12 protein-coding genes and 2 pseudogenes are annotated in these 16,216 nt (G+C 74.1%); 4 read left to right on the top strand and 10 right to left on the bottom strand.

Going from position 1 to position 16,216, the window contains the following annotated elements; translation table 11 throughout:
* Positions 1-19: 19 nt before the first annotated feature.
* Positions 20-793 (top strand): sulfite exporter TauE/SafE family protein, encoded by a 774-nt coding sequence (locus M1E25_RS22370; protein ID WP_251418535.1) that lies wholly within the window; start codon positions 20-22, stop codon positions 791-793.
* A 34-nt stretch (positions 794-827) separates the two neighbouring features.
* Here M1E25_RS22370 and M1E25_RS22365 read toward each other — a convergent pair whose 3' ends face one another.
* Entirely contained in the window at positions 828-1,718 is an 891-nt protein-coding gene (locus tag M1E25_RS22365) for a Gfo/Idh/MocA family protein (RefSeq protein ID WP_251418533.1), read from the bottom strand.
* A gap of 366 nt (positions 1,719-2,084) precedes the next feature.
* Between M1E25_RS22365 and M1E25_RS22360 the strand changes: the two genes are divergently transcribed.
* Entirely contained in the window at positions 2,085-5,207 is a 3,123-nt protein-coding gene (locus M1E25_RS22360) for an alpha-N-acetylglucosaminidase (protein ID WP_251418531.1), read from the top strand.
* A gap of 114 nt (positions 5,208-5,321) precedes the next feature.
* On the opposite strand, the gene M1E25_RS22355 is transcribed toward M1E25_RS22360, so the two are convergent.
* The 5 genes and pseudogenes from M1E25_RS22355 to M1E25_RS22335 all read right to left on the bottom strand — a co-directional run bounded on the left by M1E25_RS22355 (position 5,322) and on the right by M1E25_RS22335 (position 10,513).
* Entirely contained in the window at positions 5,322-5,972 is a 651-nt protein-coding gene (locus M1E25_RS22355; protein ID WP_251418529.1) for a DUF6000 family protein, read from the bottom strand.
* A 101-nt stretch (positions 5,973-6,073) separates the two neighbouring features.
* Entirely contained in the window at positions 6,074-8,014 is a 1,941-nt protein-coding gene (locus tag M1E25_RS22350) for a hypothetical protein (RefSeq protein WP_251418527.1), read from the bottom strand.
* Positions 8,015-8,089: 75 nt separating this feature from the next.
* Positions 8,090-9,140, bottom strand: a pseudogene (locus tag M1E25_RS22345) (cation:proton antiporter domain-containing protein).
* A gap of 102 nt (positions 9,141-9,242) precedes the next feature.
* Positions 9,243-9,545 (bottom strand): DUF3040 domain-containing protein, encoded by a 303-nt coding sequence (locus tag M1E25_RS22340; RefSeq protein ID WP_251418525.1) that lies wholly within the window; start codon positions 9,543-9,545, stop codon positions 9,243-9,245.
* Positions 9,546-9,769: 224 nt separating this feature from the next.
* The gene (locus M1E25_RS22335) at positions 9,770-10,513 is read right to left on the bottom strand and encodes a class I SAM-dependent DNA methyltransferase (protein ID WP_251418523.1); all 744 of its coding nucleotides are present in this window, start codon (positions 10,511-10,513) and stop codon (positions 9,770-9,772) included.
* Between the two features lie 289 nt (positions 10,514-10,802).
* Here M1E25_RS22335 and M1E25_RS22330 point away from each other — a divergent pair, with 289 nt between their 5' ends.
* The gene (locus tag M1E25_RS22330; protein ID WP_251418521.1) at positions 10,803-11,453 is read left to right on the top strand and encodes a class I SAM-dependent DNA methyltransferase; all 651 of its coding nucleotides are present in this window, start codon (positions 10,803-10,805) and stop codon (positions 11,451-11,453) included.
* A 168-nt stretch (positions 11,454-11,621) separates the two neighbouring features.
* On the opposite strand, the pseudogene M1E25_RS26015 reads toward M1E25_RS22330, so the two are convergent.
* Positions 11,622-11,975 (bottom strand): annotated as a pseudogene (locus tag M1E25_RS26015) (IS982 family transposase); the annotation flags it as partial.
* A gap of 70 nt (positions 11,976-12,045) precedes the next feature.
* On the opposite strand from M1E25_RS26015, the gene M1E25_RS22325 reads away from it, so the two are divergent.
* Positions 12,046-12,435, top strand: coding sequence for a hypothetical protein (locus tag M1E25_RS22325; RefSeq protein WP_251418519.1), 390 nt, complete (start codon positions 12,046-12,048; stop codon positions 12,433-12,435).
* Positions 12,436-12,596: 161 nt separating this feature from the next.
* On the opposite strand, the gene M1E25_RS22320 is transcribed toward M1E25_RS22325, so the two are convergent.
* The 3 genes from M1E25_RS22320 to M1E25_RS22310 all read right to left on the bottom strand — a co-directional run.
* Positions 12,597-13,142 carry a GNAT family N-acetyltransferase gene (locus tag M1E25_RS22320; RefSeq protein WP_251418517.1) on the bottom strand — a complete coding sequence of 182 codons (546 nt, stop codon included), beginning with the start codon at positions 13,140-13,142 and terminating at the stop codon, positions 12,597-12,599.
* Between the two features lie 128 nt (positions 13,143-13,270).
* Positions 13,271-13,462 (bottom strand): hypothetical protein, encoded by a 192-nt coding sequence (locus M1E25_RS22315; RefSeq protein ID WP_251418515.1) that lies wholly within the window; start codon positions 13,460-13,462, stop codon positions 13,271-13,273.
* A gap of 172 nt (positions 13,463-13,634) precedes the next feature.
* Positions 13,635-16,216 (bottom strand): cation-translocating P-type ATPase (locus M1E25_RS22310; protein WP_251418513.1); only part of this gene is annotated, 2,582 nt, incomplete at its 5' end.

Raw genomic sequence — 16,216 nt, 5'->3', positions numbered from 1 at the left:
CCCAGGATCGGGAGGGCCCTTGAGTGATCCCGGCACCCTCGCCCTGATGCTGCTCGCGCTCTGCGGTTTCGCCGCGGGGGTGGGTATCACCGCCGTCGGACCGGGCGGAGTGCTGGTCACCGTCGGGCTGTTCGCGCTCGCCGGGCAGGATCCGGCCCGGGTGGCGGGCACCGCGATGGTCACGAATCTCGCCACCGGCGTCCTCGCGACCGCCGCCTACACCCGGTCCGGGCAGCTGCGCGAGGCCGGCACCCGGCGCACCGCCCTCGTGCTGTGCGGAGCGGCCGTCGCGGGCACACCCCTGGGCGTGCTGCTCAACTCACTGGTGCCCGGACGGGTGTTCGGCGTACTCCTCGGTGTGTTCGTCGCCCTCGTCGCCGGCCTGGTGTGGTGGCGGCACCGCATCGCGACGGAGAGCGGACCGGCCCCGGCGATCGTTCCGGGGCTGCCTGCGACGGGTGCGGTCGGCGTCGGCGTCGCCGTGGTCAGCGGCATGTTCGGGCTGGGCGGCCCGGTCCTGACCGTCCCCCTGCTCGTGGCCCTGCACCTGCCCATGCTGTCGGCGCTCGCCGCCTCCCAGGCCCAGTCGGTGGTCATCGCCGGGGTGGGCACCGCCGGGTACGCGGCCCACGGCGCGGTCGACTGGACGCTCGCGGCCGTGGTCGGCGTTCCCGAACTGGCCGGGGTCCTCGTCGGCTGGGTCCTCGCCCGCGCGCTCCCGGCCCGGGTGCTCAGGCTCGCGCTGGTCGCGACCCTGCTCGCCCTGGCCCCCTACCTGGTGCTGCACGGCTGACGTGTGCCCCAGGCGTTCCCGTGCGCCGGTTGCGTCAGGTCGCCCGCGCCGCCTCGGCGGCTGCCAGGATCTCCGTCACCCGCGCCCCGAACCGCACGTCGCACAGATGTGGGACGCCGCTGCGGGCGGAGTCCGTCAGCGCGTCGACGGCCCTCCGGAACACCACGACACCGTCCTCCCGCTGCTCCGGAAGCACGGAGGTGCCCGCAGCGCCGCGCAGTTCGACCGCCCTCCCGGCCGCCGCAACCGGGGCGGTCAGACTGACCGTGACCGTGCTCGACGCGCCGCCGTCGTGCCGCAGCACCAGGTGCACGGTGTCGCCGGGGCCGGCGACGGCGGTCACCGCGTCCGGGCCGGTCAGCTCGCCGAGGACGGGCAGCAGGACCGAGAGGACGTGCGGGCCGACGTCCCACAGCGCGCCCTTCTCCCGCCGCCACGGCGACGCCGCGTACGGGCTGTCGGCACCCTCGGAGAACAGCGCGCCGAGCCACGCCACGCTCCCGGTGAACCAGCCGCCCGCCGCGGACTGCCGGTGGACCCACTCCGCGACGGCCGGGTCGAAGCGCAGGGTGAAGAAGACCACCGACGCCACCCCGGCCCGGCCGGCCGCGTCGGCGACCCGCCGGGCGGCGGTGACCGAGGTGGCGACCGGCTTGTCCAGCAGCAGGTGACAGCCTGCCTCCGCGGCCCGAACCGCCAACTCCGCCTGGACATCGGGCGGCAGGGCGATCGCGACGGCGTCGGAGTCGGCGAACAGCGCCTCGACGTCCGTGTACGCCCTGGTTCCGGATTCCTTCGCCAGCGCTTCGGTCGCCTCGGTCCGGCGGCCCCACACCCCGGTGAACTCGACGCCGGGGTGCCCGGCCAGGGCGGGGGCGTGGACCCTCCCGGCCCAGGGTCCGGTGCCCAGCAGTCCGATACGCATCCGCAGTCCGTCTCCTCGTCTCCGCCGGTCACCGGCCCGGCCGGTGGCACCGGCCGTGAGCGCGCACTGTACCCACGTCGGCGGGGGCCGTCGTCCCCGGGCAGCCGGCCGGGGACGTCTTCTCCTTCGCCCGTCCGGTTGCCCGCCCCCACACCCGTGACCGGCTCGTCGACGTCGTGCGGGGCCGCGCGTACGGGGACGACGGGCGGGCCCTCGGCGCCCTCGTCCCACGGCCGGCCGCAGGGTCCGCCGCATCGGCTGCGCGTACGTTCCCGGCGCGCGCCCCGTTGCCGCCGCACATTCCGGTCAATAGCGTGCACAGCGCACACTCCTGTCGCTGCAACAGCCGCTCACCGGGGAGCGCACGTGACCGACCTGACCAGACGGGCCCTGCTGGGGGCGACGAGTGCGCTCGGCGTCGGCAGCGCCCTGCGCCCCTCCCCCACCGCCGCCGCGGGGCTGCCGCGGCGCCGCACCGCGGTCGGCTCACCACCGCCGGACACCGCTCCCGACCCGGCTCGGGCGGCGCTGGAGCGGCTGCTCCCCGCTCACGCGGACCAGTTCGTGCTGCGCACCCTCACCGGCGGGCCGGACCGCTTCCGGGTCACCGGTTCCGCCGGCTGCGTGGAGGTGGAGGGAACCGGGCCGGGCGTGCAGCTCACCGGTGTCCACTGGTACCTGAAGTACGTGTGCGGGGCGCACGTCTCGTGGGCGGGCAGCGAACTCCGGCTGCCCGCCCGCCTTCCGGCGCCCGGCAGCCCGTTCGAGCGGTCCGCCACCGTGCAGCACCGGTTCGCCCTGAACGACACGCACGACGGGTACACCGCGCCCTACGCCGACTGGCCGCGCTGGGAACGGCTGATCGACGTCCTCGCCCTGCACGGCTGCAACCGGGTACTGGTGACGCCCGGACAGGAGGCGGTACACCACCGGCTGCTCCAGGACTTCGGCTACACCGACGAGGAAGCCCGCGCCTGGCTCCCGGCACCGTCCCACCAGCCGTGGTGGCTGCTGCAGAACCTGAGCGGCTACGGCGGCCCGGTCGGCTCCGCGCTGCTGGAGCGGCGGACCTTACTCGGGCAGCGGATCACGGACCGGCTGCGCGAACTCGGCATGTCGCCGGTCCTGCCCGGGTGGTTCGGCACCGTCCCCGTCGGATTCGCCGACCGCAATCCGGGGGCACGCACGGTTCCGCAGGGCACCTGGTCGGGTCTGCCCCGCCCCGACTGGCTCGACCCGCGCAACGGGACGTTCGCCGAGGCCGCCGCCGCCTTCTACCGCCACCAGCACCAACTCTTCGGCCCCGTGGGGCATTTCAAGATGGACCTGCTGCACGAGGGCGGCAGCCCGGGGAACGTGCCCGTGCCGGAGGCGGCCCGCGCGGTGGAGACCGCGCTGCGCACCGCACGTCCGGACGCCGTCTGGGTGGTCCTCGGCTGGCAGGCCAATCCCCGCCGCGACCTGCTGGACGCCCTGGACCCGGAGCGGACGCTGATCGTGGACGGCCTCTCCGACCTGGAGACGGTGACGGACCGGGAGGCGGACTGGGGCGGCGTCCCGTACGCGTTCGGCACCATCCCGAATTTCGGCGGCCGGACGACGATCGGCGCCAAGGCCCACCAGTGGGCGGCCCGGTTCACCGCGTGGCGCGACAAGCCGGGCAGCAGTCTGACCGGCACGGCGTACATGCCGGAGTCGGCCGAACGCGACCCGGCGGCGTTCGAGCTGTTCAGCGAACTGGCATGGCGGAAGGATCCGGTGGACCTCGGCGCATGGTTCGACCGCTACGCCGCCTTCCGCTACGGCGGCCCCGACCCGCAGGCGCGCGCCGCGTTCGCCGCGCTGCGGGAGAGCGCGTACCGCATCAGCAGCCGGGACGGTCGCCCCCACGACTCGATCTTCTCCGCGCGCCCCGATCTGTCCGCGGTGTCCGGCACCCACTACGCCACCCACACCCCGGCCTTCGACTCCGCGGCGTTCGACACGGCGTTCGCCGCCCTGCTCGGGGTGCGTCCGGAGCTGCGGGACGGCGACGCCTACCGCCACGACCTCACCGACGCCGCGCGCCAGGCGGTGGCCAACCGCTCCTGGCAGCTGCTGCCCCAGCTGCGCGCGGCGTTCCAACGCGGCGACGCGTCCTCCTTCCGGGTGCTGGCCCGGCTGTGGCTGCAGCTCATGCGTCTCGCCGACGACGTCGCGGGCGCCGACCGGCGGTTCCTGCTCGGCCCCTGGCTGCGCGACGCCCGCCGGGCCGCCTCGAGCGAGGCCGAGGCCGATCTGCTGGAACGCACCGCCCGCACGCTCCTGACCACCTGGGCTGACCGGCCCACCGCGGACGGCGGACGGCTGGCCAACTACGCGAACCGGGACTGGCACGGGCTGATCGCGGACTTCCATCTGCCGCAGTGGCGCGCCTACCTGGACGAGCTGGAGGACGCACTCACCGAGCACCGCGCACCGCGGCCCTTCGACTGGTACGCGCTCGAGGAGCCGTGGACGCGCGATCGCACGCCGTTCCCCGTGCAGCCGGTCAACGACGCGCACAGAACGGCGCAGCGGGTGCACCGGGTACTGGCCGAGGCGCCCTACCAGGGCAGCACGGCGGTGACCGTCCAACCGCCGGCGCTCGTGCCCGGCGGAACGGCGGTGCTGACAGCGAGTTTCCGCAACGTCAACGGGCTTTCCCCGACCGGGGAGGTCGGCTTCGGCCTCACCGGCCTCGACGCCGAGGCCCAGGGGCCCGGCTCGCTGCCGGAGGTGCCGCCCGGCGGCACGGGAACGGCCCGCTGGCGGATCGCCGCTCCGGACGGTCCGCTCACGGACCCGCTCCGGCCGCTGCCGTACGAACTGAGCGTGACCTACGGCCCGCAGGGGACGACACCGGTGCGGACCGTCGAGCCGGGCACCGTGTTCGTCGCCGGACCGCTCGGCGGGGAGTGGCGGACGTTCACCGACAACGCCGCGGTGTTCGGGCGGCTGGACGGCCGGTTCGCCGTCGACGGGGCGGGCGCGGACCTGTGGAAGGCGACGGCTGAGTTCGGGGCGGCCTACCGCGAGGCCGCCTTCCGGGTGGGGACGACGGTGACCGTCCGCGTGGACCGGCAGGCGGAGACGGGTGCGTGGGCGCGGGCCGGGATCGTCGTCCGCAACCGGTTGGATGTCCCAGGCTCGCCGGGATTCCTGAACCTGGCGGTGACCCCGGGCAACGGTGTCGTGCTGTCCCACGATTCGACGGGCGGCGGCAACCTGGACGCCTACCGTCGCATCACGGGGTTGCGCGCCCCGGTGCTGCTGCGGCTCGTCCGGGAGCGCGACGGCGCCTGCACGGGGTCGTGCTCGCCCGACGGCGGTGCGACGTGGCTGACCGTCGGGACGGTCACCGTTCCGGGCGCGGACGCGGACCAGGACGTGGGCTGGTTCATGACCGCGGCCAACGGCGGTCACGGCACCCGTGGCACCGCGGAGTTCAGCGACTGGAGCTTGTCGTGAACGGTGCGAAGCCGCCCCGGCGACGGGGAGGCGTGGGCGGGGCCGGCATCGCAGCCGACGGCCGAAGGAGCACATCCACTCCACCATCACCGGGTCCACGGACGGGCTCCCCGGCTACGGCCCGGAGGGCGGGCCCGCCGTTCGCCGGTCGGCCGAGCAGTACGCTGCCGCCTCGTCGACGACGGCGCACAGCCCGGCGACGGTCCGCCGGTAGTCCTCCACGTCCTCACAGCCGGTCTTCCGGGGCGGCCCGTCGAGCCACTGCCGCCACAGGCCGTCCGGCGCGAGGAATGGTGATGCCCGATCGGTGCCGAGCCTGGCATCGAGGTGCAGCAGGGCCCCGAGAGCGGGCGCTTGGTCGTAGTGGAGATCGGGGCGGCGCAGGTAGCGGTCGAGGTAGGACACCAGGAGGCCGGCATCCGCCGGTGTGCCGAAAGTGCAGAGAGCGATGCAGTACGCCTGGCCCGTGCAGCAGACCTCACTGGCCGTAAGGAGTTCGCCCAGGCGTTCGCGGAACTCGGTCCTCCCCGAGATGGCGATGAGCCAGGCTGCCGTCCTGCGTTCACGCCATCCGCAGTCGAGCAGCGCGGCGAGTTCGCGCGGGGCGATCTCGGCGGCGGCCTCACCCAACTCGCTCGTGAACGCGGTGCGTTCCGATCCGGTCAGGCGCAGAAGACCGCCGCCGAGCCTGAGGTAACGCCGTCCGGGCATGACCCAGCGATGGACCAGGGCGAGCAACTCGGGTTCCTCATAGGTGAAGCGCACCGGACGATTCTCCCCCGCGTAGTAACACCCGCGGCAGACGAGGGGCGCCACCGGGTCCGGCCCGCCCGCGGTCTGCAGGACTCAGCGACCGCGTAGGCCCCTCACCGCAGGGCGGACAGCCGGGAGCCGTCCCGCAGGCGCGCGTCGAGCTCGGACTCGGCCGGCTTACGGGCGGGCACCGCGATCACGTTCGCCCGGGCGTGTCCCTTCACGCCGCCGGACACCGTGATCGAGGCGACCTCCCGGCTGCCCGCCGCGAGCACGTACCAGTGGAGCGAGCGCGACTTCCACAACACGCCTGCCAGCACCCGGGGTTCACGCGGCCCGCAGGCGGGTGAGTGCACCGCGGTGGCCACCACGGTTCCGGGTGCGGACGGGTTGCCGGGCGGCTGGAACTGGGCCAGCACCCGGCTTCCTGCACCGCGCCACGTCGCTGCGCGGGTGCACACCCAGGCGGCCGTGCCGCTGTCCTCGGGGAGTGTCTGCCGGGCGAACCGCCAGGAGTTGACGGCCCGCACGCCCATGGAGCGCACGGCCGGGAGGTTGCACGCCGTGCGGGCCCAGACCGCGAGCGCGGCGGGGTCCGTCGCGCTGCCGGGGCCGCGTTCGGGGCTGCCGTAGGTGAGGTTCGCCGGGGTCAGTTCGCCGAGGTCGGTGAGGAGCCCCGGGACCGCGCCGCCGGCGGTCCCGGGCGCGGAGCGGATCTCGATCGCGGGCCACGCCCGGCATTCGTCGGCGGTCGCCGGGCTGCTCACGGCGCGCGTCACGCCGTCCCGGGTGCGGGTCAGCGGACGGGCGGGCTCGTCGGGGCTGAGCAGGTCGCGCACCCGGGCCTGCACCACCCAGGGAGCGGTGAGATAGCGGACCCCGTCGTCGGTCCGGCCGACGACGAGCGCGGCGGCGGAGGCGCCGTCCGCCTCGTCGGTGCGGGCGAAGTCGAGCACGGCCGACCCGGCCCGGCCGTCCCCCGCCTCGGCGTAGCGCACCACCCGCAGACCGTCGTACAGCAGCACGACTGCAGCCTCTCCCACATCGCCCGCGAAGATCAGCTGGGCGGGCCCGGGAGCCGGCCCGGATGCGGTTCCGGGGGTGGCGGACATCCGGACGTCCTCGCCCGGGCGGGCCCAGACGGCGAGCGCGCGGCGCAGCAGTGCCCGGTCCCCGGTCCGGTTGCCGCGGGCGGGCCAGGCCGAGAAGCCACGCCGGTCGGAAGTGCGCCACGCGACGGGGCCCACCTTCTTCAGTGCCGCCGGTTCCAGCGCCTTCTCGGCTGCCGGATTGCGGGCGTAGGCGGGGGCCGCCGCTCCGTCCGGGCCCCAGCCGCCGGCGGGGAGGGCGAGCAGGGTTCCGCAGATGATCAGGGCCGCGACCGCGCTGAGGGCCGCCCGGGAGTGGGAGCGGCGGCGCAGCAGGTCGGTGGGGCGGGCCTGGAGCGAGCAGGCGTCGAACTCGGCGGAGACGAGCAGGAGTTCGTCCCGGCTTCCACTGGGGGGAACCACCCGGTCGGCCTCGGCCAGTGCGGCCAGCGGGTCCTTGGCGCCGGCCGCACCGAGCAGGCGTCTGACCTCGCGGTCGCCCAGCTGTTCGAGGCCCCGCAGGACATAGGCGGCGCGTCCGGGTGCGGAGAGCTCGGACAGGGTCTGGTCGAGCAGGAGTTCGTCAGCGCCGCCGGAGCGGGGGAAGAGCCGCAGGCCCCACACGTGCGGCAGGAGCGGCGGGAGCTGGTTGCGGCGCGGGAGCCGCCACCGCGGGCGCGGGGCTCCGGCTTCCAGGGCGGCGCGCAGCACTCGCAGCCTCAGCAGGGCGTAGCCGGGTGCGGTGGTGCCGAGGGTCTCGGTGCGCTGGACCGGGATGCCGTCCAGCAGGTCGGGGTCGGCGTCGGGGCCCCCGTGACGGCCGTGGGGCAGCGAGCGCTGGACGACGGCGTGCGCGGTGAGTACCCGACGGCTGCGGTTCGGCCGGGACGGCAGGACGAGGTAGGCGAGCCGCACCAGGCGCGGATAGTGCTCGACGAGGACGGCCTCGGCCTCCTCGGTCCGCACGGTCGGCTGTTGTGGGCGGCTCGCTGGTGCTTCCCGTGTGCTCACGCCCAGCAGAACGAGCGGATCGCCGGATGGTCACCCGGATGGCGGAATCACTGTGCGTTCGTCCGGGCTTCGTCCGGCGCGTCCGGGAGCGCCGGCCGGCTCGATCTCTCCCCGCTCGCCGAACCAGCGGGCCGGCCTGCCGCGGCGTCCGACCGCACGAAGGCGCCGTTCGGCGGCGTCCCGGACCGCGGGGGTGGTGATCAGCAGCAGTTCGTCGCCGGCCCGGAGCACGGTGTCGTGACGGGGAACGATGCTCTCGCCTTCGCGGACGATGAAGGTGACCACCGTCGGCCTGGGCAGCCGCAGCTCGAAGACGGCGCGACACCGTGCAGACCGGAGCCCTGCGGCACGGACACGGTGGCGTTGGCCGCCCCGCCCGCCGCGAACGCGACGATGCCGAACGCGACGATGGCCAGCGGGTACAGGCCGGTGGCGGGCAGCGCCACATGGCGCAGCGCCGCCACCCCGGCCCGTCCCGCGACGATGCCGATGGCCGCGCCGACGCCCAGCTGGTAGAGGAGGTTGGCGCCGACCGCGGCGGGGGCGGGCAGTCCCGCGGCGAGGCGCTGAAGACCAGCACCAGGATGATGGTCGGCGCGTCGTTGAACCCGGACTCGGCCTCGAGCAGGCCGGTGATCTTCTGCGGCAGCGGCAGCGAGCGCAGCACGGCGAAGACGGCGGCGGCGTCGGTCGAGGAGACGATCGCGCCGAGGAGCAGTGCGAGGCGCCGCTCCATGCCGAGCAGAAAGTGGGCTCCCGCGGCGGTGATGCCGACCGACAGCGCGACCCCGAGGGTGGCCAGGACCCCGGCGGGCGCGAGCAGCCGCCGGACGTCGCTCCACCGGGTGGTCAGCCCGCCCTCGACGAGGATGACGGCGAGGGCGGCCGTGCCGAGGGCCTGGGCTAGTTGGGCGTCGTCGAAGTCGAGGCCGATGACGTCCTCGCCGAGCACCAGCCCGACGGCGAGGAACAGCAGCAGACTGGGCAGCCCGAGCCGGGTCGCCATGCGGGCCGCGGCGATGCTGGCCAGGAGCACGGCACCGCCGACGAGCAGCGCCAGATAGAGCTGCTGCAGGGTCATCGAAGTTCCTCCTGTGCCGGTCCCGGGCCGCGGTCACCGGGGCGGGAGCCTGTCGTGGTCACCGCGCTCCACCGGGTTGCGGCGCGGGGTTCGCCGCGGGGTTCACCGGAACGGCGGGCCCCGGCCCGGCTGCCGTGGGCGGGTGCGCCGGGAGTCGAAGAGGTGCCCGGCGATCCCGGCCAGGACCAGGCCGCCCGTGAGGAGCAGCCCGTGGCCGAGGAGGGCGCCGACGGCCAGGGGCACGAGGGCGGTCGCGAGCAGCACCCAGGCCGAGCTGTGCCGGTACTCGCGCGGCGGGCATGCCCTGCCGGCCGCGAGGGCGTCGGCGAACCGCGGGTCCTCGCGGTGCATCCGGGCATCAAGGGTGTGGAGGGCATCGAGCCGTTCGTCGTCGGATCCGGGCATCTCCTCTCCTTCCCGTGCCCGTGACCGGTCCGCCGCGGCCGGGCTGCCGGAAGGAGAGCCGGTGGCCGCTGCGGCCGGCGGTGCTCACGCGGGGCGCGGCCGGAACGACGACCGTGGCATCGCTGCTGCGCTCCGCCCACGGTCACGTGCCCCCTCTTTCCCTTGTCGACGTGGTCCTCGGGCAGTCGCGGGAGGGACGGGTCGTCCGGCACCCGGGACGGCCGTCAGTCCACGGGCTTCTCCCAGACGGAGACGTGGCCGCCGCTGTCGTTGGTGAACGGCTCGCGGGTCCATCCGTCCCAGCGCTCGCGCAGCCGCAGTCCGGCGAGCTGTGCCATCAGGTCGAGTTCGGCGGGCCAGACGTAGCGGAAGGGGATCGACCGGTACGCACCGCGCCCGTCGGCGACCTCGATGTAGTTCGAGCTCATCGCCTGGGTGGCCACCTCGTAGTGATCGAACGCCCACCGGGTGGGGCTGACATGGAACGGCACGACGTCCTGACCGCCCGGGAGCTTCCGCAGGTCGGGCAGCACGGTCTCGACGACGAAGCAGCCGCCGGGCTCCAGGTGAGCCGCGGCGTTGCGGAAGCACTGCACCTGTGCCTCCTGCGTCGTCAGATTCATGATGGTGTTGAAGACCAGGTAGACGACGGAGAACGTGCCGTCGACCCGCGTCGTCGCGAAGTCGCCGATCGTCACGCCGATCGCGTCGGAGCCGGGCTTGGCGCGCAGTCGGCGCACCATGGCCCGCGACATGTCGATGCCGTGGACCGGGACTCCTCGGCCTGCGAGCGGGAGCGCGATCCGGCCGGTGCCGACGGCCAGTTCGAGGGCCCGTCCCTCACCGGCGAGGCCGGCCAGGAAGTCCGCGGTCGCCGCCACGACCTCCGGCTGGAATTCGTGACCCGAGTCGTCGTCGTAGGTTGCCGCGACGTGCTCGCCGAAGTAGCCGTCCTCGTCGTCATTCATGGCCCGGACCGTACTGCCGAACGAACCGGCGGCGCACGCGATTTCCGCCCGCTGGTGCCGTGATCGGAAAGGTTTGCCGGAATGCTCGCGGCGGCTGGTGCATGGGGTCTCCCCGGGCCCTCTGGGGCCCGGGGGACGCATCGCAAGGCGGAGGATCGCCCTCGTACCTGGGGGCACCTCCCGGCCGAAGGCTGGGGGAGTACTCGGGCGAGTCCGAGAACGCGGCGAGGTGCCGTGCCAGTCGTCGCGAGCCGGTGAACATTTCCGGTCACGGCCCTAAGGTCTCCGGGTGACCGGATCCCACACCCATCGCGCCACCAGCGAGGCATACGACGCCATCGCCCCCACCTACGCGCAGCTGTTCCATGACCAGCTGCGCGACCGTCCCCTGGAGCGCGCCCTCTTGAGTGCCTTCGCGGAGCTGGTGCGGACGAACGGCGACGGCGGGGTCGCGGACCTCGGCTGCGGACCGGGCCACATCACGGCTCACCTCCACGGGCTGGGGCTGAATGCCTTCGGTGTCGACGCCTCCCCCGTGATGGTCGAGCTCGCTCGCGAAGCCAACCCGAGGCTGCGGTTCGAGGTCGGCTCGATGGCCGCGCTGGACATCGAGGACGGCGTACTCGGCGGGGTGCTCTCACGGTGGTCCCTCATCCACACTCCGCCGCCGGACGTGCCCGCCGTCGTCGCCGAGTTCGCCCGGGTCCTGGCTCCCGGCGGACACCTGTTGATCGGCTTCTCTGCCACTGACGGCCCCCACCACGAGACGCAGGCCTACGACCACACGGTGGTGACGGCCTACCGCTGGTCCCCCGATCGCCTCGCCGAGCTCCTGCGCGATCACGGATTGGTGGAGTCGGCCCGCATGGTGACCGAGCCCGGACCCACGGACCGGCGGCAGTTCCAGGAAATCCAGCTCCTCGCCTGCAAGGCCTGGTGATCGATTCCAAGGGGTCAGTGTTCGCAGGCGATCAGTGAGCCTAGGACGGCTTGTCCGGTCGCGTCGTTGTGCCGGATCGCGGCGGTCAGCGCGAGGATGCGTTGCACGACGCGGGCTGTGACACCGCCGGTGTACGCCCTCGGTGCCGTTCGAGGTCGAGCTGCCCCACGGGGTGGAGACCACGATCCATACGTCGTCGCTCCACACCGAGGTGGTGGCGGCCAGGATCCGGTTGGCGCTTCGCATGAGACCGGCGGTCTTGCGTAGCCGCTTGTGGTAGCCGGGCTGCTGGGGCGGTAGGGGAAGAGGTGGCGCAGGCGGGCACGGACACGGCGGAGCCATCGGCCTCGGAGGTGAAGCCGAGTAGGGCCTGCATCAGGGCGAGGGTGACCGGTTCGGCATCGCTCAGGCGGGGCGTAATGCCGGCCGGCGGGCGCCACGGCGCCGGCTCGGGATGCTCCTTCAGGATGTCGTCGGTCGTCGATAGAGTGCTGTCGCGAGGGTGTCCACGTCGTTCGTCACAAAACGATCTTGGACACCCTCGTTCTCGTCTCCGCAGGCACTCCTTGGACCGCACCACCAGGAGGAACCAGTGTCATACCCGCAACTGCTCACCCCCGAGGAGAAACTCGCCGACGCGAAGAAGGAGCTGAGTCTCCCGCGTATCGTCGTGATCTGCGGCTCCACCCGCTTCATGACCGAGATGACCGAGGCCGATCTGCGGGAGACCGAAGCCGGAAAGATTGTCGTCAAACCGGGCTGTGACATGAAGTCGCCGCACGAACTTTGGTCCGATCCTGTCGCGGCCCAGGCGCTGAAGGTTCGACTCGACGATCTGCACCGGGCGAAGATCCGGCTCGCTGACGAGGTGCTCGTAGTCGGCGACTACATCGGGGACAGCACCCGAGCCGAAATCGCCTACGCCCGGTCGCTGGGCAAGCCCGTGCGGTTCACGCACCCCGAAGTCGACCCTGACGCCTGACCGCCCGCTGCCACCTCGACAACCAGGGTCGGCAGCCCGCCGCCTGACCGTCTTGCGGTGGCTTCGGCCGCCGCCCACCCCGCACCCCCTGCAGGCATCCCCTCGAAATTGATCATCCAGTACGAGGAGCCGTTCGTCCGTCAACCGGCCGTGCGGCTACGTCACGTGGTGTCCGCCCGCACGACCGGGGTGCCGTCGGTCCGGTAGTCCCGCTGCTTCGGACCCTCGCGCAGTTCGCGGACGAAGCGCAGCCCCGGGCGGCCGTCCAGCGTGACCTCGCCGGCGGGCACGAATCCCGCGCGGGTCAGGACGGTCCGGGAGGCGTGGTTGTCGAGTGTGGTGACGGCGCGCAGCATGGTCAGGCCGTAGTCCGTGCCGGCCAGGGCGGAGACCGCCACCACCGCGGCCGTGGCCAGCCCGCGGCCGGCGGCGTGCTGGGCGACCCGGTAGCCGAGTTCGGCGGAACCGTCCACCGCATCCACCAGGTTGACACGGCCGAGGACGGCACCGGAACCGTCCACGAGCACGTGGAAGAAGCTCAGCCCTGCGGCCTGTTCGGACAGCCGATCACGAACAAGTTCCTCGAACCGGGCGAAGTAGTCGTCGCCGCGGTCGGGGATCGAGGCCGCGAACCAGGTGCGGTTCGCCTGTTCGAAGGCCAGCAGAGCCGGCGCGTGGTCGGGCCTGAGGAGTTCGAGTCGGGGCACACCGCAACGTTATGCCGCAGAGCCCGCCGCCCGGGCCGGAACGATGACTTCCGCCCGGCCACGGCACCACGCGGCGCACTGCCGGCGTCGGGGCCGCCGGGCGGTGGATGCGCGGCGGTGGCGGGCGCTCAGGAGTTCAGGGCGTCCTCGGCGGCGCCCAGGGCGGCACCGAGAATCAGGCGCCCCGGCAGTCCGACGCCGGTCGCCTCGGCCGCGCCGACCAGGACGGGTGCCGCGAGCGGGAACAGCAGACGCAGCGTGCGCCTGCTCGGAAGGGGCAGCGGTGTACGCGGGAGCCTGATGACGAGGGATACGGACACGCGCGCCTCCGGGGGTTCTCGGACGCTCCGCCGGCGGCGGGAGCGAGCGGACGGTGCTGTCCCCTCCACGGGAACCGACGATTGCGGAGGCGGGGCCTCGCGCGGGTGTCCCGCAGGTGAACGGCGGAGGAAGGGCCCGTTCGGGCTCGGCCGGCCGCATTCCTCCGCAGGTTCAGCCCGTCGTGGGCTCCGGCGCACGGAACAACAGCCGGGGCGCGAGGGCCGCCCCGAGCGTGGCGCCTGTCGAGCAGACCGCCACGATGGCCCAGGCGACCGGCCCCAGCGGCGTGCACCCGAAGAACTGGCTGACTCCGGGCGTCTGCACGATGCCGGCCAGAGCGGCGACGGAGACCGCGCTGGTGAGCAGCACCAGCGGGCTGTGCCAGTCGGTGATCAGCGTCTGCCCGAGCTGGGTGGAGACGAGAGCGGCCAGGCCGACGGTGCTCGCCCGCTGCGCGCGGCCGGTCATCCGGGCGCAGTACCAGGCCGCGGCGGCTCCGAGAGCGGTGGCTCCGCCGCGCACCGCCAGGGTGCGGAGCAGGTCGCGACCGAGCAGCGAGGGCGCTGGGCCCTCCAGGAGCGGATCCTCCCCCGGTTTCGGCCTGCGGGCCGGCGCCACCGCCACCGCCAGCGCGGGCAGCATGTCGGTCAGCAGGTTGACGAGCAGCAGTTGCCGGGTGCCCAGCGGCGCCCGCCCGGCGAGCGCACTGCCCAGGACGGTGAAGGCCACCTCACCGGCATTGCCTCCGAGGAGGATGGCCACGGCGTCCCGCACACTGCGCCACAGGGCGCGCCCCTCGACCAGGGCATCGATGATGTGGGCCGGGTCGGGGTCGGTCAGGACGAGGTCGGAAGCCGCACGAGCGGCTGTGGAGCCGTGGGCGGAGAGCCCGATGCCGACGTCCGCCAGGCGGATGGCGGCGGCGTCGTTGACGCCGTCGCCGGTCATGGCGACCACCCGGCCCGCCTGCTGAAGGGCCTGGACGATGCGGACCTTGTGCTCGGGCGAGACGCGCGCGAACACCGTGGTGTGCGCGATCTGCTCGATGCGGGCGTTCTCCGGGAGGCGGTCGAGCCGGGGTCCGGTGAGCACGGCGTCCGCCTGCGGGACGCCCAGTTCACGGGCGATGGCCGCGGCCGTCGTGGGATGGTCACCGGTGATCATGACGACCCGCACACCGGCGTCCTCCAGGCGCTTGACGGTGGCGGCGGCTCCGGGACGGGCGGCGTCGGCGATCGCGAGGAACCCCAGCAGTGTCAAGTCGTGGATCATCTCCGGGACTCCGCCCTCGGGGACCCCGGCGATGGCCGGTTCGGCCTCGGCAACCGCGAGCACCCGCAGCCCGTCGGAGGCCAGCCGCTGGACCAGGTCGTGGGCCGAGCGCCGACGGGCAGCGTCCAGCGGGACGGCGGCACCGCCCCCGTCGGACTGCCCGCTGAGCGCCCTGGTGCATCGGGCGAGGACGACTTCGGGCGCGCCCTTCACTGCCAGGCGTGGGCGTCCGGAGTCGGTCCCCAGGCCCGCGGAGAAGCCCCGTCCGGCCTCGAAGGGCAGCTCGGCCGTGGGCCACCAGGCGTCGTCGGATCCGCAGTGCTCGGTGGCGGCGTCGGCCACCGCCCGGTCGGTGGCGTGGGTGAAGGTCGCTCCGTCCTCGCCCGGGGGGCAGGCCCGGGCGGCCGCGAGCAGCAGGCGCCGGGCCGCGGGGCTGCCCAGCAGGAGGTCGTGGTCGAGACCCGCCGCCCGCACCAGGGACAGCCGTCCCTGAGTGAGGGTGCCGGTCTTGTCGAAGCAGACCACGTCCACCCGGCCCAGCGCCTCGAGGACGCGGGCCGAGCGGGTCAGCACGCCGCGCCGGGACAGCCGCGACGCCGCGGCGGACTGGGCGACGGTGGCGACGAGCGGAAGGCCTTCGGGCACCGCCGCCACGGCGACCGCCACACCCGACGACAGCGCCTCGCGCACGGGGATGCCGCGCAACAGCCCCAGGAGTGTGACCGCGGCCCCGCCGATGCCCACGGCGGGCAGAGCGGCCCGCGTCAGTGTGGCCAGGCGGCCCTCGATACCGGCCGGGGTCGTGGCCTGCCCGGCGAGGTCGGCGGCCCGTCCGGCCTCGGTGTGCGAGCCGACCGCGACGGTCACGGCGTACCCGGTGCCGGCGAGTACCGTGCAGCCCTCGTAGACCATGCAGGACCGGTCCGCCAGGTCGGCCTCCGGGGTCGCGCGGGGGTTTTTGGCCACCGGGCCGGTCTCGCCGGTCAGGCTCGCCTCGTCGACCTCCAGGCGGTCGCAGGTCAGCAGACGGGCGTCTGCCGGGACGATGTCCGAGGGCCGCAGGACGATGATGTCGCCGACACGGAGGGCCGACGCGGGGACAGCGTTCGCGGGTGCCCTCGCGAGGCCCTCGAAGTACCGGGCCCGTTCGTCGGCTCCGGTTGCGGCCGGGTGGGGCGGGGTCCACGCGACCCGCCGAGCCGTGACCTGTTCGCCCAGCAGGAGACCGTGCAGGGCCCGTTCGGCCCGCAGCCGCTGGACTCCGCTGATCACGGCGTTCCCGGCCATCACCCCGCCGACGAGGACGGAGTCGACGCTCGAGCCCACCACGGCCGAGGCCGCGGCCCCGAGGGCCAGCACAGGGGTCAGCGGATCGCTCAGCTCCTCGCGGACCGCGGTCAGCAACGACAGGGCCTGCCGGCCCGGGGCGCCGAGCACGACGGACACCGAGGCACGGACCGCCGCCGCGGCCACCGCGCGCA

Origin of the sequence: Streptomyces meridianus (genome assembly GCF_023703325.1) — a bacterium.
GTDB lineage: Bacteria > Actinomycetota > Actinomycetes > Streptomycetales > Streptomycetaceae > Streptomyces > Streptomyces meridianus.
This window is presented reverse-complemented; position numbering and strand designations above follow the sequence as displayed.